Annotated in this window: 21 protein-coding genes; 10 read left to right on the top strand and 11 right to left on the bottom strand. The window is 72.4% G+C overall.

Features of this window, described 5'->3' with window-relative positions:
- The first annotated feature begins 7 nt into the window (after window positions 1-7).
- The 4 genes from AB0J33_RS02380 (at window position 8) to AB0J33_RS02365 (ending at window position 6,057) form a co-directional block, all read left to right on the top strand.
- The gene (locus tag AB0J33_RS02380) at window positions 8-1,561 is read left to right on the top strand and encodes a C40 family peptidase (RefSeq protein WP_363609001.1); all 1,554 of its coding nucleotides are present in this window, start codon (window positions 8-10) and stop codon (window positions 1,559-1,561) included.
- 114 nt (window positions 1,562-1,675) lie between these two features.
- Window positions 1,676-3,193, top strand: coding sequence for a hypothetical protein (locus AB0J33_RS02375; protein ID WP_363608999.1), 1,518 nt, complete (start codon window positions 1,676-1,678; stop codon window positions 3,191-3,193).
- Between the two features lie 329 nt (window positions 3,194-3,522).
- Window positions 3,523-5,334, top strand: coding sequence for a DEAD/DEAH box helicase (locus AB0J33_RS02370; RefSeq protein WP_363610184.1), 1,812 nt, complete (start codon window positions 3,523-3,525; stop codon window positions 5,332-5,334).
- Window positions 5,335-5,436: 102 nt separating this feature from the next.
- Window positions 5,437-6,057 (top strand): putative glycolipid-binding domain-containing protein, encoded by a 621-nt coding sequence (locus AB0J33_RS02365; RefSeq protein WP_363610182.1) that lies wholly within the window; start codon window positions 5,437-5,439, stop codon window positions 6,055-6,057.
- A 99-nt stretch (window positions 6,058-6,156) separates the two neighbouring features.
- Here AB0J33_RS02365 and AB0J33_RS02360 read toward each other — a convergent pair whose 3' ends face one another.
- Window positions 6,157-7,248: a PLP-dependent cysteine synthase family protein gene (locus tag AB0J33_RS02360; RefSeq protein WP_363608997.1), complete on the bottom strand. Its 1,092-nt coding sequence runs from the start codon at window positions 7,246-7,248 to the stop codon at window positions 6,157-6,159.
- A gap of 91 nt (window positions 7,249-7,339) precedes the next feature.
- Window positions 7,340-7,798: an Lrp/AsnC family transcriptional regulator gene (locus tag AB0J33_RS02355; protein WP_334509027.1), complete on the bottom strand. Its 459-nt coding sequence runs from the start codon at window positions 7,796-7,798 to the stop codon at window positions 7,340-7,342.
- 270 nt (window positions 7,799-8,068) lie between these two features.
- On the opposite strand from AB0J33_RS02355, the gene AB0J33_RS02350 reads away from it, so the two are divergent.
- The gene (locus tag AB0J33_RS02350; protein WP_007454516.1) at window positions 8,069-8,335 is read left to right on the top strand and encodes a BldC family transcriptional regulator; all 267 of its coding nucleotides are present in this window, start codon (window positions 8,069-8,071) and stop codon (window positions 8,333-8,335) included.
- Window positions 8,336-8,475: 140 nt separating this feature from the next.
- Here AB0J33_RS02350 and AB0J33_RS02345 read toward each other — a convergent pair whose 3' ends face one another.
- The gene (locus AB0J33_RS02345) at window positions 8,476-9,105 is read right to left on the bottom strand and encodes a UbiX family flavin prenyltransferase (protein ID WP_363608994.1); all 630 of its coding nucleotides are present in this window, start codon (window positions 9,103-9,105) and stop codon (window positions 8,476-8,478) included.
- 150 nt (window positions 9,106-9,255) lie between these two features.
- Between AB0J33_RS02345 and AB0J33_RS02340 the strand changes: the two genes are divergently transcribed.
- On the top strand, window positions 9,256-10,239 hold the full coding sequence (locus AB0J33_RS02340) for a terpene synthase (protein WP_363608992.1): 984 nt from the start codon (window positions 9,256-9,258) through the stop codon (window positions 10,237-10,239).
- Window positions 10,240-10,299: 60 nt separating this feature from the next.
- Here the strand turns inward: AB0J33_RS02340 and mqnP are convergent, their stop codons facing one another.
- Both mqnP and AB0J33_RS02330 read right to left on the bottom strand, forming a co-directional pair.
- A complete protein-coding gene (mqnP, locus tag AB0J33_RS02335; RefSeq protein ID WP_363608990.1) occupies window positions 10,300-11,211 on the bottom strand; it encodes a menaquinone biosynthesis prenyltransferase MqnP in 912 nt (303 codons plus the stop codon).
- Window positions 11,211-12,671 (bottom strand): menaquinone biosynthesis decarboxylase, encoded by a 1,461-nt coding sequence (locus AB0J33_RS02330; protein ID WP_363608988.1) that lies wholly within the window; start codon window positions 12,669-12,671, stop codon window positions 11,211-11,213. Before AB0J33_RS02330 ends, mqnP begins: the two co-directional genes overlap by 1 nt.
- Window positions 12,672-13,140: 469 nt before the next feature.
- On the opposite strand from AB0J33_RS02330, the gene AB0J33_RS02325 reads away from it, so the two are divergent.
- Window positions 13,141-14,016, top strand: coding sequence for an alpha/beta hydrolase (locus AB0J33_RS02325; RefSeq protein WP_363608986.1), 876 nt, complete (start codon window positions 13,141-13,143; stop codon window positions 14,014-14,016).
- A 22-nt stretch (window positions 14,017-14,038) separates the two neighbouring features.
- Here the strand turns inward: AB0J33_RS02325 and AB0J33_RS02320 are convergent, their stop codons facing one another.
- Window positions 14,039-14,593, bottom strand: coding sequence for a carboxymuconolactone decarboxylase family protein (locus AB0J33_RS02320; RefSeq protein ID WP_363608984.1), 555 nt, complete (start codon window positions 14,591-14,593; stop codon window positions 14,039-14,041).
- 79 nt (window positions 14,594-14,672) lie between these two features.
- Here AB0J33_RS02320 and AB0J33_RS02315 point away from each other — a divergent pair, with 79 nt between their 5' ends.
- The 3 genes from AB0J33_RS02315 (at window position 14,673) to AB0J33_RS02305 (ending at window position 17,071) form a co-directional block, all read left to right on the top strand.
- Window positions 14,673-15,149, top strand: coding sequence for a MarR family transcriptional regulator (locus AB0J33_RS02315; protein WP_363608982.1), 477 nt, complete (start codon window positions 14,673-14,675; stop codon window positions 15,147-15,149).
- A gap of 208 nt (window positions 15,150-15,357) precedes the next feature.
- The gene (locus AB0J33_RS02310; protein ID WP_363608980.1) at window positions 15,358-15,633 is read left to right on the top strand and encodes a hypothetical protein; all 276 of its coding nucleotides are present in this window, start codon (window positions 15,358-15,360) and stop codon (window positions 15,631-15,633) included.
- Between the two features lie 76 nt (window positions 15,634-15,709).
- Window positions 15,710-17,071 (top strand): hypothetical protein, encoded by a 1,362-nt coding sequence (locus AB0J33_RS02305; RefSeq protein ID WP_363608978.1) that lies wholly within the window; start codon window positions 15,710-15,712, stop codon window positions 17,069-17,071.
- 69 nt (window positions 17,072-17,140) lie between these two features.
- Here AB0J33_RS02305 and ccsB read toward each other — a convergent pair whose 3' ends face one another.
- Genes ccsB through AB0J33_RS02280 form a run of 5 tightly spaced genes read right to left on the bottom strand, consistent with a single transcriptional unit; the run spans window position 17,141 to window position 21,771 of the window.
- Complete coding sequence (gene ccsB, locus AB0J33_RS02300; RefSeq protein WP_363608976.1) at window positions 17,141-18,112, bottom strand: c-type cytochrome biogenesis protein CcsB; 972 nt, start codon at window positions 18,110-18,112, stop codon at window positions 17,141-17,143.
- Window positions 18,112-19,740, bottom strand: a complete 1,629-nt coding sequence (locus tag AB0J33_RS02295; protein WP_363608974.1) for a cytochrome c biogenesis protein ResB — start codon at window positions 19,738-19,740, stop codon at window positions 18,112-18,114. The genes ccsB and AB0J33_RS02295 overlap by 1 nt, the downstream gene beginning before the upstream one ends.
- The gene (locus AB0J33_RS02290; protein ID WP_363608972.1) at window positions 19,740-20,555 is read right to left on the bottom strand and encodes a cytochrome c biogenesis protein CcdA; all 816 of its coding nucleotides are present in this window, start codon (window positions 20,553-20,555) and stop codon (window positions 19,740-19,742) included. The genes AB0J33_RS02295 and AB0J33_RS02290 overlap by 1 nt, the downstream gene beginning before the upstream one ends.
- On the bottom strand, window positions 20,555-21,124 hold the full coding sequence (locus AB0J33_RS02285; protein WP_363608970.1) for a TlpA disulfide reductase family protein: 570 nt from the start codon (window positions 21,122-21,124) through the stop codon (window positions 20,555-20,557). Before AB0J33_RS02285 ends, AB0J33_RS02290 begins: the two co-directional genes overlap by 1 nt.
- A complete protein-coding gene (locus AB0J33_RS02280) occupies window positions 21,124-21,771 on the bottom strand; it encodes a histidine phosphatase family protein (RefSeq protein WP_363608968.1) in 648 nt (215 codons plus the stop codon). Before AB0J33_RS02280 ends, AB0J33_RS02285 begins: the two co-directional genes overlap by 1 nt.
- Window positions 21,772-21,774: the final 3 nt, after the last annotated feature.

The raw sequence follows: 21,774 nt of genomic DNA, 5'->3' as shown, positions 1-21,774 counted from the left end.
GAGCGGCATGGTCTACAGCGGGCGCGGGCGACGGCAGCGACGACGGAGCCCGGTGATCTCGCCGGTCCTGCGTCCGAAGCTCTGGGCCGCCCTGCTCGGCGCGATCGCCGCAGCCGTGCTGGCCACCCCCGCGTACGCCGAGCCCGCTGTGCCGACCACCGTGCCGGACACCGGCTCGCGCCCGGCGGTCACCGGCTCGCTTCAACTGCCCGGTGGTGCACCCGTCGCCGGCGTGCCCGTCCCGCCGGTGGTCAACATCGGCAACGGCCCACTCGCCACCGCGATCGCCGCCGGCGAGGCCCAGGTCGGTGCACTCGGCGAGACGTTGCTGGTGAGCCGGCAGAAACGCATCGACGCACAGGCGCAGCTCGACGCGGCCGGCAAGGCGCTGGCGACCGCGCAGGACGCGCTGCTCCGAGCCCAGCAGACGGCCGACGCCGCCGCCGCCGAGGCCGTCAAGGCCGCCGCCGCACTGCCGCCCGGCGACCTCGCCCGGGACATCCGAGGGCTGAGCCGCCTCCAGCAGATCACCCGCGGCGAGAAGGTCGACGGCGGCACCACCGGAGTGGCCGGGGAGCTGTCCCGTGCCCGCGCCGGTGAGCAGGCCGCCTACCAGCGGCACACCGAGGCCAAGACGCTGCTCACCACCGCCGAGGCGGAGTTCACCACGGGCGAGACCGCGCTACGCGCCGCCGAGGCGAGCCTGCTCAAGCTGCGCCGGGACAACGCCGCCGCGCTGATCGAGATCGAGCGCCAGCAGGAAGCCGCCGAGCAGCAGATCGGCGCCGACTACGTCGCCAACCAGAACGTCAGCGGCATGGCCGCGCACCCCCGGGCCCTGGCCGCGGTCCGCTACGCGCTCGCCCAGCTCGGCGACCCGTACAAGTGGTCCGAGGAGGGGCCGGACCAGTTCGACTGCTCCGGCCTGATGTGGGCGGCGTACCGGTCCCCCGGCGCTGACTACTTCGACCTGCCCCGGGTCTCCCGCGACCAGTACGCCGCCACCCGCGGCCGCACCGTTCCGCAGAGCGCGCTGCTCCCCGGCGACCTGCTCTTCTTCGCCTCGGGCAGCAGCTGGACGACGATCCACCACGTCGGCATGTACGTCGGCAACGGCAAGATGGTGCAGGCGCCCACCACCGGCGACGTCGTCAAGGTCTCGGTCGTCCGCTGGTCCCGGCTGTACGCCGCCACCCGGGTGATCGGCGCGGTTCCGGCGCCGGTCGTGACCAATCCGACCCCGCCCGTCTCGCCCCCGAAGCCGACGCCCACCCCGTCGCCCACGAAGACGACCAAGCCGACGCCCACCCCCTCGCCGACGAAGACCACCACGCCGACGCCCACGCCGACGCTGACGACCACCCCGACGCCCACCCCGACCGGCAGCACCACGCCGAAGCCCTCGAACACCCCGAGCAACACTCCCACGACCACGCCACCGGCGTCGACCAGCGCTCCGGCCAGCACGTCTCCGACGACCACACCGAAGGCCAGCACGAGCGCGACGACCACACCGAAGGCCAGCACCAGCGCGACGGGCAGCCCCAGCGCCGCGGGCTGATCCGCCACGACCGGCTCCGGCTGTCCGCTCGGGACGATCTGTGGCACCGTGACATCCAGGCACATCCGACTCGACGTCACGGGTCCGGGTGCGAGCATGGCGCGGAGGGCGGAAATGGCCGAGCAGAGATATCCGGCGGAGACTGTCGACCCCGTGGTCGACCAGGCCGGCCCACCAGGGCCGGGCACCGCTGACCCGGCGGCCGCCATCGACGCCGGCCCGGCTGACGGCGTCGCCGACCCGGCCGTTGGCGACCCGGCCCGGATCGCCGGAAACACCGCCGACGGTGACGGTCAGGACGACGCATCCGCCGGCACCCCCGGGCGCACCGACGACGCCTCGGTCGGCGCGGACGTCGCCGCCGACGATTTCGCGACCGGTGTCGAGGAGCCCGCACCGGTCGACCAGCCTCCAGGGCAGGCCGCCGCACCGGTACGCGCCCGCGCCAGCGTGGCGACCGCCGGGGCTCTCCGCAGTGACCTGCCGGCCAGTGCTCCGGTCACCGCGACCACCTACCGTGCCACCGGCTCGGCCAGCCCGGCCGACGTGTCGGTGCCCGGTCAGCGCCACGACTCCACCGCGTCGGCCCGGGCCAGCGCCACGGTTCCCAGCAGCAGCCGGGCCACGGTCGGCGCCACGGGCACCCCGGACGCTCGGACGAGCGCGCCCGCCGTCTACCGGGCCGCGCCGGTGCGCCCCGAGCCGGAGCCGGGGCAGCCGGCAACGCCGTCGACTCCGGAGCCTGCGCCGGACCCCACGCCACCCGGTCCCGGGCCGACCCAGCCAGCGCCTCCGGAACCGGAGCCCGCGCCGGCTCCCGGTCCGTACCCTCCCGGCCCGACGCCGACGCCGGGTCCCCGGCCCACACCGCCGCCCGGTCCGGTCCCGCCCGTTCCAGGCCCACCCGCTCCACCGCCCTCGCCGATGCCACCGATCCCCGGCCCGCCGTCGCCGCCCGTCCCGACCCCGCCGCTGCCGCCACCCGGTCCGCCGGTGCCCGCACCACCGTCCCCGCCCGGCCCGATGCCGGCACCGCCGTTCCCGCCGCCGCCGGCCATGGCCGACACGCCCGGCGTACGGGCCACCGCGTCGGTCTCCGCACCGCCGGCCGGGTGGCCGTCGAGCACCCCGGCACCGCCTCCGACGCCCGGTGGCGGATGGACCGGAACAGCCACTCCCGCACCGCCGGTGGTGCCCGCGCCGGCGCTGCCCAATTGGCCACCGTCCACCGCCGGGGCTCCTCCGTCGACCGGGCACAGCACCGGAAACTCCCGAATGACCGCACCGACCGGCGGCCCGTCGGGTGGCTCCGCCGGACGGGACGCGACCGGCACCCGTGGGGGGCGGCACGACGGCGGCTCCGACCTGGCCGGGACCGTCTACGGCAACGGCGAGGGGGCCGGTTTCACCACGATCGCGATACCCGCCAACGCGGTGGAGACGTCCGGCTCGTTGACCGGGCACATCCTGGCCCAGGGCTGGTCGGACACGCCGTCCGAGCGGTCCCGCAACACGCGTGTGGTGATCGTCCTGGCCGCCGCGCTGGGGCTGCTGGTGGCGATCAGTGTCATGGTCGTTCTGCTGGCCGGCGACGCCCTGGACGGTCTGGTCGGCAACGTGCTCAAGGGGTGAGCCAGCGAGCGGTGGCGATGGTGAGTCCGCCCACTACCGTCGGGCAACCGGCTGGCGGCTTCGCCGGACCGCCGTACACTGGCTGAGATCACTGACCCGGCGCGCGTGGTGTGCGCCCCTGGGCGATCTTGCGGGCGATCCGGCGGTACAGCCGCGGCAGGCCATCGCGAAGATGCGCCCCGCTCGAAAGGTTTTTGTTGACCACCTCTGCTGACCCCAGCACCGTTACGTCCGTTTTCGACTCAGTCCCGGCGGCCGACACCGCCCGGGAGCCGTTCGACGCAGCTCCGGGCGAGCCCGGCACCGCGCCGGCACCGACCGCCGAACCGATCAGCTTCGCCTCCCTCGGCCTGCCCGAGCCGCTGGTTCGCGCGCTGTCACAGCAGGGCATCACCAGCCCGTTCGAGATCCAGCGGGCCACCGTTCCGGACGCGCTCGCCGGCCGCGACGTGCTGGGCCGCGGGCAGACCGGGTCGGGCAAGACGCTCGCCTTCGGTCTGCCGGTGATCGCCCGGCTGGCCAGCCGTAACCGGGCCCGCCCGATGCGTCCGCGCGCCCTGATCCTGGTTCCCACCCGCGAGCTGGCCATGCAGGTCAACGACGCCCTGGTGCCGCTGGGCAAGGCCGTCGGCATCTTCCTCAAGACCGCCGTCGGCGGCGTCCCGTACGACCGTCAGATCGACGCGCTGCGCCGCGGCGTGGAGATCATCGTGGCCACCCCGGGGCGGCTCGGCGACCTCATCGAGCGGGGCATCTGCCAGCTCGACGACGTCGAGGTCACGGTGCTCGACGAGGCCGACCAGATGGCCGACATGGGCTTTCTGCCCGAGGTGACCGACCTGCTGGCGAAGACGCCCGCGAACGGTCAGCGGCTGCTCTTCTCGGCCACCCTGGACGGTGACGTCGACGCGTTGGTCAAGCGGTTCATGACCGACCCGGTCACCCACTCCACCGCGCCGTCCACCGCCTCGGTGTCCACCATGGACCACCACATGCTGCTGATCCCGCCGCACGAGAAGTTCCCGGTGGCGGCCTCGATCGCCGCCCGGGACGGCCGGACGATGGTCTTCGCCCGTACCCAGCTCGGGGTGGATCGGCTGGTCGAGCAGCTCGCGGCCGTCGGCGTACGCGCCGGTGGGCTGCACGGCGGCAAGACCCAGCGGATGCGCACCAAGACCCTCGCCGAGTTCCGTGAGGGCCGGATGAACGTGCTGGTCGCCACGGACGTGGCGGCCCGGGGCATCCACGTCGACGGCGTCACCCTGGTGCTGCACGTCGACCCGCCGAAGGACCCCAAGGACTACCTGCACCGCGCGGGGCGTACCGCCCGGGCCGGCGAGTCGGGCGCGGTCGCCACGTTGGTGCTGCCCAAGCAGCGCCGCACCACCCTGGCGATGATGGAGAAGGCCGGCGTCGCGCCGGCCGAGACCCGGGTCCGGGTCGGGGACGCGGCGTTGGCCGAGCTGGTCGGCGCCCGCGAGCCCAGTGGCGTCCCGGTCCGCGTCGAGGCGGAGCCCCGGGGTTACGGCGACCGCTCCGGCGGCCCGCGTCGGTTCGGTGACCGCCCGCAGGGCGAGCGTCGGTACGGCGACCGCCCCCAGGGCGAGCGCCGCTACGGCGACCGACCCACCGGCGAGCGCCGCTACGGCGACCGGCCGCAGGGCGAGCGCCAGTACGGCGACCGGCCGCAGGGCGAGCGCCGCTACGGCGACCGACCCACCGGCGAGCGCCGCTACGGCGACCGCCCGCAGGGCGACCGCCAGTACGGCGACCGCCCACAGGGTGAGCGGCGCTTCGGCGACCGGCAGCACAGCGACCGTCCGCAGGGCGACCGGGGCTTCGGCGACCGGCGTTACGCCGACCGGGACGCCCGGGGGTTCGGCGACCGGCCGCAGGGCGAGCGGCGGTTCGGCGACCGACCCACCGGTGAGCGGCGCTTCGGCGACCGCCCGCAGGGCGACCGCCAGTACGGCGACCGGCCGCAGGGCGAGCGGCGCTTCGGCGACCGGGATGCCCGGGGTGGCTTCCGCCCGGAGAGCCGGGTCCGGGACGACCGGGCCCGCGACGACCGGCCGCGCGATGATCGCGCACGGGACGATCGGCGCGGCTTCGGCGGGCGACCGCCGGCGCGTACCCACTGATTGATCGACCGGACGCCGCCGTGAAGCGCATGCTTCGCGGCGGCGTTCGCGCATGCCCTGCCGATGCCGGCGGGGTCGCGTAACGTCCGGCTCATGCCGACCATGCCGAAGTCAATCTTCTGGTCCCGGACGGACACCGCCGGCAGCGAACAGGTCCTGCTCGACGACGGCCACGGGTTGACGGCCCGGGGCACCCTGCTCGCCGTGGACCCGATCCCCTGGACCGCCCGCTATCAGCTGACCACCACGCCGGACTGGGCCACCGCCCGGGTCGAGGTCGAGGCCGAAGGTCTCGGCTGGCTGCGGCGGGTGACGCTGGAGCGGGCCGCGGGTCGGTGGCGGGTGACCACGGCCGAGCAGGGCGACCTGGACGCGGCGCTGGTCGCGGCCGGTCATCCCCGGGCCGGCCTGCCGGGCACGGACGACCCGGACCGACTGGCCGACGCGCTCGACGTCGACCTGAGCGGTTCGCCACTGTTCAACGCCCTGCCGGTCCACCGGCTCGGGCTGGCGGCCGAGCCGGCCGACGTGGCACACCGGATCACCGTGGCCTGGGTGCTGCTGCCCGGCCTGGAGGTGGTGCCGGCCGAGCAGATCTACAGCGGGCTCGGGCCGGGTCGGGTGCGCTTCGCCAGCGGCACCTTCACCGCCGACATTGATCTGGACGACAGCGGCTACGTGGTGCGCTATCCGGGGCTGGCCGAACGGATCGACCCGCGCTGACCGGCGTTCGGGCGGGCCGGGCTTCGCCGGGCCGGCCACTCCGGCCGGGGCCCGCTGATCGGGCCAGCCGGGCCGGGCCAGCCGGGCCCGCTGGGCGGTTCAGGCGGGCCAGGCCCCGCTGGTCAGGAAGCGGTCGATGGTGGCCAGGTGTGGGGCCAGGTCGAGGCCCTGGGCGGCCACCCACTCGTCGGCGTAGTACGTGTCGGCGTACCGGTCGCCGGGGTCGCAGATCAGGGTGACCACCGAGCCGGTCCGGCCCTCGGCGAGCATCGCGGCGATCAGGCCGAACGCGCCCCACAGGTTGGTGCCGGTGGACCCGCCCACCCGGCGGCCGAGCAGCGCCGATCCGGCGCGCATGGCGGCCAGGGACGCCGCGTCCGGCACCTGGACCATCCGGTCCACCACCGACGGCAGGAACGATGCCTCCACGGTGGGACGGCCGATCCCCTCGATCCGGGAGCCCTTTCCGGTGCGCACCGACCAGTCGGCGGCCAGCCAGGCCGGGTAGAACGCCGAGTTCTCCGGGTCGACCACGCAGAGCTTGGTGTCGAGTCGGCGGTACCGGGCGTACCGGCCGATGGTCGCGCTGGTGCCCCCGGTGCCGGCCCCCACCACGACCCACGCGGGGATCGGGTGCCGCTCCAGCTCCAACTGCGCGTAGATCGACTCGGCGATGTTGTTGTTGCCCCGCCAGTCGGTCGCCCGCTCGGCGTAGGTGAACTGGTCCATGAAGTGCCCGCCGGAATCCTCCGCGAGCCAGCGGGCCTCGACCACCGCGCTCGCCGGGTCGTCCACCAGGTGGCACCGGCCGCCCTGGAACTCGATCTGCGCGACCTTCTCCGGCGAGGTGGAGGCGGGCATCACCGCGATGAACGGCAGGCCCAGCATCCGGGCGAAGTACGCCTCGGAGACCGCGGTGGAACCCGACGACGCCTCGACGATCGTGGTGCGCGGCCCGATCCAGCCGTTGCAGAGCCCGTAGAGGAACAGCGAGCGGGCCAGCCGGTGCTTCAGCGAGCCAGTGGGGTGTGAGGACTCGTCCTTGAGGTAGAGGTCGATCCCCCACGCCCGGGGCAGCGGGAACGGCAGCAGGTGGGTGTCGGCGGAGCGGTTCGCGTCCGCCTCGACGGCGGCGATCGCCTCCGTCACCCAGGTCCGGCTGGCCTCGTCGCACCGGTCAAGATGAGTCACGCTCGAAACGTAGCAAGCAGACCAGCGGTGGTCAGCGCCGGTCCGGCGGCGCAGCCGACCACCGGGCGTGGCCGGCGGGGGTACGCGGCGGTCAGGCCGCGGCGGGCCCGACCGGCTGGGGACGGTTCTCCCACTTGGTGGAGAGCGCGATGGCGGTACGGGTGGAGGCGACCCCGGGGGTCCGGTTCAGCCGCACGATCAACTGCTCCAACTCGGCGATCGTGCCCACCCGCGCCTTGAGCAGGAACGACTCCACCCCGGCCATGAAGTAGCAGGACTCGATCTCGGGCAGCACCCGCAGCGACTCGAGCATGTCGTCGGTGTCGGCGCCGGAGTCCTCCACGATGCCGATCAGCGCGGTGACACCCAGCCCGATCGACTCCGGGGCGACGTCCGCGCGGTAACCCCGCACCACGCCGCTGCTCTCCAGCTTGCCGACCCGCTCGTGGACGGCCGGGGCCGAGAGGCCCACCTGTCGGGCCAGCTCGGCGTACGAAAGGCGGGCGTTGCCGCGCAGCAGGTCGACGAGGCTCAGGTCGATGGCGTCCACAGAGAGTGACCTTAACCGCTCAGACGTAACGTGCGGCCTTCGGCATCCGTTGGACTGAGCGGTGAGTCACTGTTCACAAACCGCCGGTCAAGGTTGAGGTAGCACCAGTAACATTACTAACTCCCCACTCAGTGCATTTTTCGCGTTTGGGCGGACAGGCCATGTCCCTGGTGCTGTAATTGCCATACGTCCCTCATGACGGCTCTGGGCTACGCACCAGCCGGGGGCAGTGTGTTCAGCCGGGGGCTTCGTCGACGCGAGGAGGGGGCTGTGGACACTGGAGATCGCCTGCTGACACCGGGTGAGGTCGCCGCGCTGTTTCGGGTAGACCCGAAAACTGTGACGAGATGGGCGGCGGCCGGCCGGATAGGAAGCATCCGGACTCCAGGCGGGCATCGCCGGTTTCGGGAATCCGAGGTGCGAGCCCTGCTTGAGGGGGAGGGCATGCTGGACGAGGTGGATGAGGTCGGAAAGCCACGCAATGTGGGGCCGGCCGCCTCCACGGGGCCGGGTCCGGCCAACGCCGGCATGTACTGAACTGGTGCGGACAACGCTACGCGGACCGGACACCAGTCCGGTCCGCGTCCCGGTTCGGCCAGCCGCAGGGCGGGAGCACCGTTCGCGCTGAGCAGGCCACCGGTGCTCGGCACCGGTGAACGACTCGGCACGCGGACGGTTCAGCTTCGGGCCGCTCCGAGCTGGCCGGACCACCGCCGGAACAGGGTGTGCGGGACACCGAGCGCGTCCAGCACCTTTCCGGCCACGAAGTCGACCAGCTGCTGGGCGCTGGCCGCCGCGCCGGTTCCGTAGAAGCCGGGGCTGGCCGGCAGGACCACCGCGCCCGCGTCGTGCAGGGCGATGAGGTGCTCCAGGTGGCTGCGGGTCACCGGCGTCTCCCGGGGGACCATCACCACCCGACGCCGCTCCTTGAGGTTGACCTCCGCGGCGCGCTGCAGCAGGTCCTTGGAGAGCCCGATCGCGACGCCCGCGCAGGCCGCCGTGCTGGCCGGGACCACGGCCATGCCGCGTACCCGGTAGGAGCCGCTGCTCGGCCCGGCGGCCAGGTCGCCGGCCGGCCAGTGCCGCACGTCCGCCGCGGTCAGGTCCCGGTCGAGCCAGGCGGCGAGGTCCTCGGCCCAGTGGCCGTCCCGGAAGGGCCGGCCGGTCTCGTCGAGCACGGTGAGTCGCGCCGCTCGGGACACGATCAGGTCCACCGACTCCCCCGCGTCGAGCAGCCCTCCGATGACGGCCGCCGCGTACGGGGTGCCGGAGGCACCGGAGACCCCGACCACCCATGGTTCCCGCATACCCCCAGCCTGCCTGGTCCAGCTGGTCCGCTGCTGGGCACCCCAGGGGTTGGTCGGTCCGACACGCCCCTCGGGTACCTGGACATCCCACCGACCTGAGATGCTGCCGCTGGCGAATCGCACCGGCACCATCTCGCAGAGGAGGCATCGGTGACGACCGGCGAGATCCTCCGGGCGCTGCGCGCCGAATGTCCGATCCCGTCCCGGCTCCCACCACACGCCGACCGGGTGCAGGAGTGGCTGCTCGGTCTGCTGCCCGAGCTCGGCCTCCCACTGGACGAGGCCGCACTGCGTCGGCTGTCCCGAGGGGCGTTCGCCCGGTACGCCGGACGGCTCTACCCAGCGGCGACCGAGGCCGACCTGCGGGTGCTGACCGCGCTGTTCACCTGGTTCTTCCTGGTCGATGACGCCTGCGACGGGCCGGACCGGTTGACCCCGGCGCGGATCCGGGCGCTGCGCAACGGCACGCTGGCGCTGCTGCACGACGACACCCGGGCGGGTCCGTTCGGGCTGACCGGTCCGCTGCGGCGGCTGCTGGCGCTGGCCTGGCGGGAGCCACGCCGTCGGATGCCGGCCCACTGGCGGCAGCGCTTCGCCGACGCGGTGGCCCGGCACCTCGACGGCACCTGGCAGGAGGCGGTCAACAAGGAGTCCGGCCGCCGCCCCAGCGTCGACGAGTACGTCGAGCTGCGTCGGTCGACCTCGGCGGCGGAGGTGTCGTACCCGCTTGTGGAGTTCGTCACCGGTCGCACGCTGCCCGACCCGGTCTACCAGCACCCGCTGCTGCGGCAGATCGCCCGCACCGGCAACGACCTGCTCTCCTGGTACAACGACATGGCCTCGCTGGAGCGGGACCGGGCGACCGCCGGGGGGCACAACCTGGTCCTCGCCATGCAGGCCGACCTTGGCATCCCGGAGGCGGAGGCGGTCGAGCGGACGGCCGAGCAGTGGCGGGAGACGATGCGGCGCTTCGTCGCGTTGCGCGCCACGGTGCCGTCGTTCGGCCCGGCGCTGGACGAGGCGGTCACCGACCATCTCGACGGGGTCGCGTACGCCGTGCGCGGGACGGTCGACTGGACCTTCGAGAGCGCCCGCTACCCCGTCAGCACCCGGCAACTCGCCTCCGGGGCGTAGGCCGGGCCGGCCTCAGAGCCGCAGGCCGGGCCGGCCTCAGAGCCGCAGGCCGGGCCGGCCTCAGGGCCGCAGGCCGAGCCGGATCACCAGATCGAGCAGGGCGAAGACGAACAGCGCGATGCCGACGAACCCGTTGGCGGTGAAGAACGCGCGGTTGACCTTGCTCAGGTCGGTCGGGGTGACCACCAGGTGCTGGTAGCCGAAGGCCACCGCGGTCAACGCCAGCCCGATCCACCAGAGCCAGCCGAGGCCGATCAGCGCGCCGAACCAGATGAACAGCGCGAAGGTCACCACGTGCGCGACCGTGGAGGCGTGCAGCGCGAATCGTCGGCCGTACCGGGCCGGCACGCTGTGCACGCCGATCTCCTGGTCGATCTCGGAGTCCTGGCAGGCGTAGATCAGGTCGAAGCCGCCGATCCACAGCCCGACGGCGGCGCCGAGCAGCCACGCCGGCCCGGAGCCGGCCAGGGTCCCGGTGACCGCCAGCCAGGCGCCGACCGGACCGACCGCCTGGGCGATCCCGAGGATGGCGTGCGGCCAGTTGGTGAACCGCTTGGCGTAGGGGTAGACGACCAGCGGCACCACGGCGAGCGGCGCGAGCACCAGGCAGAGCGGGTTGAGCAGGGCGGCAGCGACGAGGAACACCACAAGCGCGACGGCCGCGCCGGTCCAGGCCGTCCGCACACTCACCGCTCCGGTGACCAGTTCCCGGCCTGCGGTACGCGGGTTCCGCGCGTCGATGCGGCGGTCGAGGATCCGGTTGGCGGCCATCGCGAACGTCCGCGCCCCGACCATCGCCACGGTGATCAGCAACAGGTCGAGCCAGCGCACCCGACCGCCGTTGACCTGCATGGCGGCCAGCGCCGAGAGGAACGCGAACGGCAGCGCGAAGACGGAGTGCTCGATGGCGACGAGCCGCAGGAAGGACTTGGTCCGGCCCGGCTTCTCGGCCGGCGCGTCGAGGACGGCCATCAGAGCCCGTACTCCTTCCAGCGCTTGTCGACCAGGGCCGTGACTTCCGGACTCATGCTCATCTCCTCCGGCCAACCACGGGTGTAGCCCTCGGTGGGAAGTTTGCGGGTCGCGTCGACGCCGGCCTTGCCGCCCCAGAACTGCTGGTACGACGAGTGGTCGAGGTGGTCCACCGGCCCCTCGGTGAGCAGCAGGTCACGTGCGTAGTCGACGTTGCCGAAGGCACGGAACGCGACTTCGTTGTAGTCGTGCACGTCGCAGTCCTCGTCGACGATCACGATCAGCTTGGTCAGCGACATCAGGTGCGCGCCCCAGATCGCGTTCATCACCTTCTGCGCGTGCTTGGGGTAGCGCTTGCGGATGGAGACGATCGCGCAGTTGTGGAACACGCCGGCTGCCGGCAGGTCGTAGTCGACGATGTCCGGGATCATGAGCTTGAGCAGCGGCTGGAAGATCCGCTCGGTGGCCTTGCCGAGGCCGTGGTCCTCCTGCGGCGGCTTCGAGGTGACGATCGAGTGGTAGACCGGCTTGCGCTGCATGGTCATCGCCTCGATGTGCAGCACCGGGAACGGCTCGACCGGCGTGTAGAAGCCGGTGTGGTCGCCGAACGGCCCCTCGGGCAGCCGCTCACCCGGCTCCAGGTAGCCCTCCAGCACGATCTGCGCGTGCGCCGGCACCTGCAACGGCACGGTCAGGCAGTCGACCATCTCCACCCGCTCGCCGCGCAGGAAGCCGGCGAACAGGTACTCGTCGATGTCGCTTGGCAGCGGGGCGCTGGCGGCGTACGAGACGACCGGGTCGCAGCCGATCGCGACCGCGACCGGGAGGCGCTGCCCGAGCCGCTCGGCGACCGCGTGGTGGGCCGTCGAGTCCTTGTGGATCTGCCAGTGCATGCCCAGGGTGTTGCGGCCGTGCTGCTGGAGTCGGTACAGGCCGAGGTTGCGCTTGCCGGTCTCCGGATGCTTGGTGTGGGTCAGCCCGTAGTTGTGGAAGATTCCGCCGTCGTCGGGCCAGACCTGCAACCCCGGCAGCCGGTTGAGGTCGACGTCCTCACCCCGGTAGACGACCTCCTGGCAGGGGGCGGTCTTCACCTTGCGCGGCGGCACCGACTTGAGCTGCATGACCTTGCCGAGGCCCTCCCGGATGCCGGACCAGCCGACCGGCAGTTCCGGCTTGATCAGCGCGCCGATGCGGGCACCGACCTCGTCCAGCGAGTCGACGCCGAGGGCCATCGCCATCCGCTTCTCGGTGCCGAACAGGTTGATCGCCACCGGCATCTCACCCCGGGTCGGACGCTCGAAGAGCAGCGCCGGACCGCCGGCCCGCACCGTGCGGGTGACCACCTCGCTGATCTCCAGGGTCGGGTCGACCGGGACGTCGATCCGGCGCAACTCCCCCGCGCGCTCCAGCGCCGCGAGGAAGTCCTTGAGATCGGTGTACGGGAAGCCACGAGCCGCCATGTCGCCCAGTCTCCCGCACCGGCTTCCGTACGGCCCAAGCCGGGTGCTGTGACGCTCGCGATCGCCCGCCAGCCAGCGTCGGGCGGCTGCCGGCGGGCGGAGGGCGGAGGGCGGCGGCGGGCGGCGGCGGGCGGCGGAGGCCGGCGGGCGGAGGGCGGAGGACGGAGGGCGGCGGGCGGAGGGCGGAGGGCGGAGGACGGCGGGTCCAGATCAACTCGCCTTTCAGGAGATCGGGGTGTCCGGCGCTCGGGGACAGGCCGACTTGCTGAAAACCGAGTTGATCAACGGGCCGAGCCCGAACCTCGCGGCATGGTGGGCGGCTGAGCGGGTAGCCGGGCAGCCGGTAGGCAGGGCGCGGGCCGACGGCAGCCGCCGGGCGGGCGGCACAAGCCGGCGACCTGACCGCCGGGCGGGCGGCACAAGGCCGGCGACCTGGCCGCCGGGCGGGCGGCAAGCGGGCGGAGGCGCGATGGGCGGGGAGCGGGTCCCGGCGGGGTTCACCGAACAGCGGGCGCGGGTCGGCCAGATCACCACGAACTACGTCCGCGGCGGGGCCGGCCCGCCACTGGTACTGCTGCACGGCTATCCCCAGTGCTGGTACATGTGGCGGCACCTGCTGCCCGAGTTGGGACGCTCCTTCGACGTGGTCGCGCCCGACCTGCGCGGCTTCGGGGGCAGCGACGCCCCGGACGGCGGGTACGACAAGAAGACGGTCGCCGCCGACCTGCACGGACTACTCGACCAGCTGGGCCTGGTAGGTGACCTGCGGCTGGTCGGGCACGACCTGGGGACCATGGTCGCGTACGCGTACGCCGCCGCTCATCCGGAGCGGGTGAGTCGGTTGGTGCTCAGCGAAGCGCCGATCCCCGACGAGAGCATCTACACATTCCCCGCGCTGACCTCGGCCGGGCCCGGCGTGTGGAACTTCGGTTACTTCTCCATTGGCAACGGGCTTCCGGAGGAGTTGGTCAGGGGGCGGGAGTCGCTCTGGGTGGACAGGTTCACCGACGCCCTGATGGTGCGTAAGGGGAGCATCGCCGGGCCCGACATCGAGGAGTTCGCCAGCCACCTGCGCGACCCGGCGCATCTGCGGGCCAGCTTCGCCTACTTCCGGGCGTTCGACCAGGACATCGCCGACAACGCGGCGTACCGGGACACGAAGTTGACCATGCCGGTGCTGGCCGTCGGGGCTGCGGCCAGCCTCGGTGGGCAGGTCGCCGAGCAGCTTCGCCGGTACGCCGACACGGTCCGCGGCGAGGTGATCGAGGACTGCGGGCACTGGTTGTACGAGGAGCGCCCGGACGAGATGCTCGCCCTGCTGCGCGACTTTCTCGGGGCGGCCTGAGCGGCGGCCCACGTGTCTCCGGTCAGGCCGCGGGCGTCCAGGCGTGCGCGGCCAGTGGCGGGTCGAGCGGTGCCCGGGTGAGCCGGTTGGCGAAGGTGGACATCGTGTACGCGCCGACGCCGAGCACCACGTCCAGCGCGTGTCGGGGCTGGTAGCCGGCGGTCAGGAAGTCGTTCAGCTCGTCGTCGGGCACCGCACCCCGGTGTTCGAGCACGGCGAGGGTGAGCCGGCGCAACGCCTCCAGGCGTGGGTCGGGCAGCACCGAGCCGGCGCGCAGCGCGGTGATCAACTCGGCGGTCGCGCCGAGCTGGGTGAGCGTGCCGGTGTGCAGGGCGACGCAGACGTGGCATTCGTTGCTGGTGGAGACGGCGAGGACGACCACCTCCCGTTCCAGCGGCGTGAGGTCGGTCTGCTCGAGGCCGGCGTTGGCGGTGAGGAAACCGGCGAGCAACTGCGGTGATTCGGCCATCAGCGCCACCGGTGTCGGCAGCCAGCCGAATCGGCCTCGTACTCCTTCGACAGCTCGTCGGGCGGCGGCGGGGGCGGTTTCGGTGGTGTGGGCGGTGAAGACGGACACGGGTGCCTGCTTTCCAAGTGCGACGCGGACCGTAAGATAGTCAACGTGGTTGACGAAATAGTAAACGTGGTTGACGAAAATGGCAAGCCCTGAACCCGCCCGGCCCGGCTTCGGGCTGCCGCTGTTGCTGTTGGCCGGCTTCCGGACGCTGATCGACGACCTGCACGCCGAGCTGGCCCGGGAAGGTCATGCGGAACTCCGACCGCTGCACGGATTCGTGCTTCAGGCGGTCGGCGCGGACGGCACCACCGCCACCGAGTTGGGCCAACGGCTGGGCATCTCCAAACAGGCCGCGGGCAAGACCGTCGACAGGCTGGTCACCGCCGGCTACCTGGAACGGGTCGACGATCCCTCCGACGCCCGACGGCGGCTGGTCCGGGTGACTCCGCGCGGCGCCGACGGGTTGCGTCGCTCAGCGGAGATCTTCGAACGGCTGCGCGCGCAGTGGGCCGACACCCTCGGCCCCGAACGGGTCACCGCCCTGGAGGACGACCTGCACACCATGGCCTCGGCCAACTGGTTCCGGCTCGACGTGCCCGGCTGGTTCGGCGGCTGATCACGCCGGCCGGCAGCCACGTCGGCACCGCACCGGCGACGCACCGGCACCGCACCGGCACCTGCTCGGCCCCGACCAATCGCGCCCCACCCGCAAGATCCACTCGGGCTTCAGGAAAGTGCGGTATCCCCGGCCACACGACATCCCGACCTCAGGAAAGCCGAGTGGATCAACGGTGAACGGCGGGACGTGGGAGCAGAGTGGACCCATGTCGGACGCGTATGTCGTCGGCGACCCGGACGGGTTGTCGCCCCTGCTGGTCGAGCTTCGCGACGCCGTCGCCCGGGAGCTGCACGCCCAACTGGCGCTACGCGGCGAGCGGATCGAGCTGGCCGATCTGCCGGAGGTGTCGTACCAGGTCACGATCCAGGTCGAGCGGGCGCTGCGCGCCTGGCGACCGGTGCGGGAGCCGCCCACCGAGGCCCGTTTCGCAGTGGATCGCGGCCCGGTCGACTCACCGAAAACTGTCACAGGCGATCTTTAAGATCATGGATGCCGGTCGGGTCGGGTGATGCAGGCCCGGCTTCTTCCGACCGGCTCATCCCTTCCCAAGGAGATCGATGAGATCTGTGCACGTTACGCGTGGCAGGCTCCTGCGCGGCCTGACCGCGCTGGTCGTGGGCACCGCAGGCGTCGCCGTCACGGCCGGCCCGGCTGCGGCGCAGGACGACCCGGGTTGGGTCAGCGGCTGGCTGGGCGACGTCACGCTCGGCGGGTCCGGCGCTCCCGGCCGCACCTTGCCGCTCACCCTGACCAGCACCGGGGCCACCCAGCCCCGGGTGACCGTCGACCTGACCGGCCTGGCCGGCGTGGCCACCGCCACCTTCCCCGACTGGTGCGTCACCGAGGCCACCTCGGTCACCTGCCCGATGCCACCGACCGCCGTCGACCAGTCCGGCACGCTCACCGGCGACGTGCCTGTCGTGTTCCGGGCCGCGCCCGGCGCGGTCGACGGCGCGACCGGCACCCTCGACTACACGGCGCTCGGCGAGCAGACCGAGCCGTACACCCAGCAGGCGACGGTCACCGTGCGGTCCGGGCCCGCCCTGCTCGACATGGTCGACGAGTACGTGAACGGCGTCGAGGTGGGCGACACGCTCCCCGTACCGGTGGCCGTGGTCAACGCCGGCGACCAGCCGGCGGTGGACCTGCGGCTCACCATGCGCTTCTCGGTGGGGCTCGTGCCGGCCAGCTACCGCAACTGCAAGTACGGCACCGACCAGGTGCTCGCCACCGTGGTCGTCTGCACGGTGCGGGGCACGTTCGCGCCCGGCCAGCGGCACGAGCTGCGCGGCGGGCTCGCCACCACTGTCGGCCCGGCCACCCTCGGCGACAAGCGGATCACGCAGGTCGTGGAGCCGCTGGCCAACGCCGGTCCGCTCCCCGGCGGGGTGAAGTTCAGAAGCCGCGACGCCGACCAGGCGCTGCGGCTGCGGTCGGTCGGCGTGCCGCTCGGCGTGATCCCGGTCGAGGTGGACGGCGTCGGCGGGCAGACCTACCTGTGGAAGGTCCAGAGCGCCTTCGACATCGTCGCCCAGGGCGCGGCCGTCACCGGCGCCGTCGGCGACACCGTCCACGTCACCGTGGGCATCCGCAACGACGGGCCGGGCGTGCCGGACGGCACGAACTCCGGCGACACGGTCGGGGCGTTCTACTTCACCCCGCCCACCGGGATCACCGTGCTGGCCAACCCGCCGGGCTGCTCGCCGACCGGCAGCGAGGAGGACGAGGAAGCCGCCACGCGTACCTGGTACTGCAACGGAAGAAGGGCCGTTTTCCCCGCCGGGACCAGCAACACGGTCACCTTCGACCTGCGGATCGACAGCCTCACCGGAGATGCCGGAGAGGTGCAGCCGTACGGCCGCTACCCCCGGGTGGACGACAACCCGGACAACGACATCGCCCCGGTCACGGTGAGCTGACCGGCTCCACCTGAACGACGCGGGCCGGTCACGGACGGAATCCGTGACCGGCCCGCACCGCCTACCGGATCAGTCCAGGCCGCCGTACGAGTGCAGGCCGGTGAAGAAGATGTTCACGCCGAACAGGTTCATCAGCATGGTGAGGAAGCCGAGCACCGCGATCCAGGTGGCCACGTTGCGCTTGACGCTGGGCGTCGCGCGGGCGTGCAGGTAGCCGGCGTACACCACCCACGAGATGAACGCCCAGGTCTCCTTCGGGTCCCAGCCCCACGGCCGACCCCAGGCAGCCTCCGCCCAGATGGCACCGGCGATCACCGCGAAGGTGAAGATCGGGAACGCGAAGGCGTGCAGCGCGAAGGTCAACCGCTCCAGGCCGACCGCACCGGGCAGCCGCTTGGCCAGGGTGTACGGGAAGCTCCGCTTGCCCTGCTCGTAGCCGTTGCGCATCAGGAAGCCGACCGCCGGCACCACACCGAGCAGGAAGATGCCGGACGCGAAGACGATCGTCGAGACGTGGATGACGAACCAGTACGAGTTCAGCGCCGGCACCAGCGGCACGATCGGCACGTACAGCACCAGCTCGGCGGTGGCGACCAGCAGCACCATGACCAGGGTGAGGAACAGCCCGAGCTTGCGCAGCGACGGTCGCTTCCAGAGCACCACCAGCCAGGCGGCGACCCCGATGAACGTCACCGTGAGCACGAACTCGTACATGTTGCCCCAGGGCATCCGGTCGGCGGCGAGCCCCCGGGTGACCAGCGCCGCCAGGTGCAGCGCGGCGGCGACCGCGGTGGCGCCCACCCCGATCAGGCCGGCGAGCCGGGCCCGCCGGGCGGAACGGTCGGCCGTGGGCGACGACGGGACCGGCGCGGGCGGCATCGGAACGACGCCACCGCCGGCGCCGACCAACTCGCGCACCGGAGCCGCCACGGCGACCCGGGCACGCACGTTGCCCAACGCGTACTCGACGGCATGGCCGATCATCGCGACCAGGTACGCCAGGATCGCGAAGGTCACCAGATTGTCGGAGAGTGCGGACATCACTCGACTCCTTCTCGCACGCCGGCCCGTTCGGCCGCTCCGTCGTCGTCGCCCTTGACCGCGGCGACGAGCTGGGCGAACTCCTCGGCGAACCCGGGATAGTCGGTACGCGGCAACCCGCCGACCTCCATCAAGCTACTACCGCTCGTCGGAGATCCTCCCCCGGGGTCGCCCGGCACCACCCGGAAGAACACCCGGCGACGCTTGCCGAACAGCGAACCCATCAGCCCGACCAGCAGGACCCCGCAGCTGACCAGCAGCATCGTCGAGCCGGGATCGTGCCGGATGGAGAGGGTGACGTACCGCTCGGTGCCCAGGAACTCGACGGTCGTGCCGTCGTCCAACGTCCAGGTCTCGCCCTTGCGAAGCAGCTTGGTGCCGACCTCCTTGACCTTGCCGGTCCGCACCTGCCGCTGGTCGAGCTGGTAGACCGAGCCGGGGATGCCGGCGTCCAGGCCGAGATTGCCCCGGTAGGCGACCAGGTTCAGCGCCGGGTTGCGCTCGGTCGGGTACTGCGAGCGGACGTACGGCGCCTGCTCGGGTGCCGTGGGCAGGTAGATGCCGGTGAACGCCATCTGCTGATCCGCTGCGCGCCGGCCGGTCGCCGGGTCGACGTTGGCGTCCGGGAATGCGGCCAACCCCTCGCTGGTCAGGCCCATGTCGCCGGTGGTCAGGAACGGCTCGTCGCTGATCTGGCTGTTGCCGAACCGGTCGGTGTAGCGGATCACCGGGGCGTACCCGTGGCCGAGCAGGTAGACGCTCGCGTCGTTCAGGCGCAGCGGCGAGTTCACCGAGAAGTCCGCGCTGCGGGTCGGCTCGTCCGGGCCGTCGACGGTGACCCTGGCGTTGAAGAACTCCGGCTGCCCGCTGTCGAGGAAACGGGCCTGGAAGTCGTCCAGCCGCAGGCAGAAGCGGGGCAGGTCGGCGCTGTCCACCCGGGGACCGAGCTTCGCCTCGGCGTACTGCTGGCGGGTGTTGCAGAACGCGTTGTCCGCGCCCGCCACGAGCAGCCGGTTGCCGCTCCAGCCGTACCACGAGCCGAGCGCGACGCCGATCAGCACGGCGATCAGCGAGGTGTGGAACAGCAGATTGCCGGTCTCCTTGAGGTAGCCCTTCTCGGCGGAGACCTCGTCGCCGCGCACCTCGACGCGCCAGCGGCGCTTGCGCAGCACGGCGGCGATCGCCGCCGTGCCACCGGGCGGGGCGGGCAGCACGGTGTGCTGCGGCAGCCGGGCCATCCGCTTCGGCGCGGCCGGCGGCCGGGACCGCAGCGTGCGGACGTGATCGCGCAGGCGGGGCGTGATGCAGCCGATCAGGGAGGTGAACAGCAGCAGGTAGATCGCGGAGAACCAGACCGACCCGAAGACCTCGAACGCGCCGATCCGGTCCAGTCGCGGGGCCCAGTCCGGGTGATCTACGAAGTACTGGTTGACCTTCTCCGGGCTGATCCCACGCTGCGGCAGGACCGAACCGGGGATGGCGGCGATCGCGAGCAGGAAGAGCAGGATCAGCGCCGTACGCATGCTGGTCAACTGCCGCCACGAGTTGCGCAGCAGGGCCAGCAGCCGGTTGGGCCGGCGCCGGGGCGCCGGGGCCACGGTCTCCGGTCGGTCGTCGACGACCGTCATCAGATGCTCACCTCGCCCACCCCGACGGTGGTCTGCAGCCAGATCACGAAGCTCTGCCATCCGCCGGTGACAAGTGCCAGGCCGATCAGGATGAGCAGGGCGCCGCCGACCCGGGTGACCCAGCGGCTGTTGCGCCGGACGGCGCGGAAGACCCCGAGCAGGCGTTCGAAGCCCAGCCCGAAGACGATGAACGGTATCCCCAGCCCGAGGCAGTACGCCACGGCCAGCACCACCGCGCGGTCACTCTGCCCGCTGGTGGCCGCCATGCCCATCACCGCGCCGAGGGTGGGGCCGGTGCAGGGCACCCAGCTGAGGGCGAAGACCGCGCCGAAGACCGGTGCGCCGAGCAAGCCCGCCGACGGCAGTCGGGAGATCCGGAACTCCCGTTGCAGCGCGGGAATCATCCCCAGGTAGCCCAACCCGAGCACGATGATCAGCACACCGACGCCGATCTGGAGTTCGCGCTCGTAGTCGAAGAAGACCCGGCCGATGCCGGCGAAGAGAATCGCGGTGGCCACGAAGACGACGGTGAAGCCGGCGATGAAGAGCAACGTCCCGGCGAGCACCCGACCCTTGACGGCCACCGTCGTGGCCCGCGCCCTGCCGGCGACGCCGCCGGTGGCCGGTGCGGCATCGCGCGTCGTCCGCCGGCCCTCCAGGTCGGCGCCGGCCAGACCGGTGACGTACGACAGGTAGCCGGGGACCAGCGGAAGCACACACGGGGAGAGGAAGCTGACCAGGCCGGCGAGCGCCGCCGCGCCCAGCGCGAGCAGCAGTGGCCCACTGAGAGCCAGTTGCCGGAACGTCTCGCCCATCAGTTCGGCGCCGGCTTCTCGGCGGCGATCCGTTCGACGATCGGTTGCAGACCCTCCTGCTTGACGGCGGCCCGGATCACCACGGCGATCCGGCCGTCCCGGTCGAGCACCACCGTCGCCGGGACGGTGTTCGGCGGGATGTCCAGGTCGAGCGCCAGCCGGCTGGACGGGTCGAAGAGGCTCGGGTAGGTGACCCGGCCCTGCTCGAACGCCTTGGCCTTGTCCCGCGAGTCCTGGACGTTGATGCCGAGGAAGCTCACCCCGGAACCCTTGGTGGCCTGGTAGACGGCTTCCAGGTCGTCCGCCTCGGCGCGGCACGGCGCGCACCAGGAACCCCAGAAGTTGACCACCACCACCTGACCGCGAGCCTGACTGACGTCGTAGCTGCCACCGAGAAGCAGCTCACCGGAGAGCTTCGGTGGGGCGGAGCGCTGGTCCGGGGCGCACTCGAAGATCCCGTCGGTGGTGGTCGTGCAGGTCTTCTCCTGCGCCTTCGACGACGTACAGCCGACGAGCGCCACCGCGGCGACGGTGGCGAGCAGACCGGCGGTCCACCTCCGGGCGTTCATCAGGCCCCCTTGGCCGTCCGGGCGGTCGCGGAGAGAGCGATCAGGTGCGCGGCCGGCTCGCTGTAGCCGATGCCCACCACCTTCGCGTCGTCGAAGTGGAACGAGGTGAGGCTGGCCAGCCCGCACTGCCGCTTGCGCGGGTCGTGCCAGAGCCGCTTGCGCTCGACGTAGCGGCGCAGCGTCCAGATCGGGAGCTGGTGCGACACCAGCACCGCCTCGCGCCCCTCAGCGGCGACCCGGGCGGCGTGCACGGCGGCGAACATCCGCTCGGCGATCACCCGGTACGCCTCACCCCAGGACGGCGTCACCGGGTCGCGCAGCACCCACCAGTTGCGCGGGTCGCGGAACGACCCGTCGCCCGGGGAGACCTTCTTGCCCTCGAACCAGTTGGCGCTCTCGATCAGGCGCTCGTCCACGCCGACCGGCAACCCGAACTGGGCGGCGATCGGCTCGGCGGTCTGCTGGGCTCGCTCCAGCGGGCTGGCCACCACGTGCACGATCTCCCGCTCGGCCAGGCCCTGCGCGGCGGCCTTGGCCATCTGCACACCCAGCTCGGAGAGGCGGAAACCGGGCAGCCGGCCATAGAGGATCTGGTCGGGGTTGTGCACCTCGCCGTGCCGCAGCACGTGCACCACCGTCTTACTCACCAC

The organism is Micromonospora sp. NPDC049645 (assembly GCF_040675155.1).
GTDB lineage: Bacteria > Actinomycetota > Actinomycetes > Mycobacteriales > Micromonosporaceae > Micromonospora.
Note: the sequence above shows the minus strand (reverse complement) of the source record. Positions and strands in the feature narration are given on the sequence as shown.

Coding starts and splice junctions, on each gene's coding strand:
- AB0J33_RS02380 (WP_363609001.1), top strand. CDS start 8: ATGGTCTACAGCGGGCGCGGGCGACGGCAGCGACGACGGAGCCCGGTG.
- AB0J33_RS02375 (WP_363608999.1), top strand. CDS start 1,676: ATGGCCGAGCAGAGATATCCGGCGGAGACTGTCGACCCCGTGGTCGAC.
- AB0J33_RS02365 (WP_363610182.1), top strand. CDS start 5,437: ATGCCGAAGTCAATCTTCTGGTCCCGGACGGACACCGCCGGCAGCGAA.
- AB0J33_RS02345 (WP_363608994.1), bottom strand. CDS start 9,105: ATGCGGGAACCATGGGTGGTCGGGGTCTCCGGTGCCTCCGGCACCCCG.
- mqnP (WP_363608990.1), bottom strand. CDS start 11,211: ATGGCCGTCCTCGACGCGCCGGCCGAGAAGCCGGGCCGGACCAAGTCC.
- AB0J33_RS02330 (WP_363608988.1), bottom strand. CDS start 12,671: ATGGCGGCTCGTGGCTTCCCGTACACCGATCTCAAGGACTTCCTCGCG.
- AB0J33_RS02325 (WP_363608986.1), top strand. CDS start 13,141: ATGGGCGGGGAGCGGGTCCCGGCGGGGTTCACCGAACAGCGGGCGCGG.
- AB0J33_RS02315 (WP_363608982.1), top strand. CDS start 14,673: ATGGCAAGCCCTGAACCCGCCCGGCCCGGCTTCGGGCTGCCGCTGTTG.
- AB0J33_RS02310 (WP_363608980.1), top strand. CDS start 15,358: ATGTCGGACGCGTATGTCGTCGGCGACCCGGACGGGTTGTCGCCCCTG.
- AB0J33_RS02305 (WP_363608978.1), top strand. CDS start 15,710: ATGAGATCTGTGCACGTTACGCGTGGCAGGCTCCTGCGCGGCCTGACC.
- ccsB (WP_363608976.1), bottom strand. CDS start 18,112: ATGTCCGCACTCTCCGACAATCTGGTGACCTTCGCGATCCTGGCGTAC.
- AB0J33_RS02295 (WP_363608974.1), bottom strand. CDS start 19,740: ATGACGGTCGTCGACGACCGACCGGAGACCGTGGCCCCGGCGCCCCGG.
- AB0J33_RS02290 (WP_363608972.1), bottom strand. CDS start 20,555: ATGGGCGAGACGTTCCGGCAACTGGCTCTCAGTGGGCCACTGCTGCTC.
- AB0J33_RS02285 (WP_363608970.1), bottom strand. CDS start 21,124: ATGAACGCCCGGAGGTGGACCGCCGGTCTGCTCGCCACCGTCGCCGCG.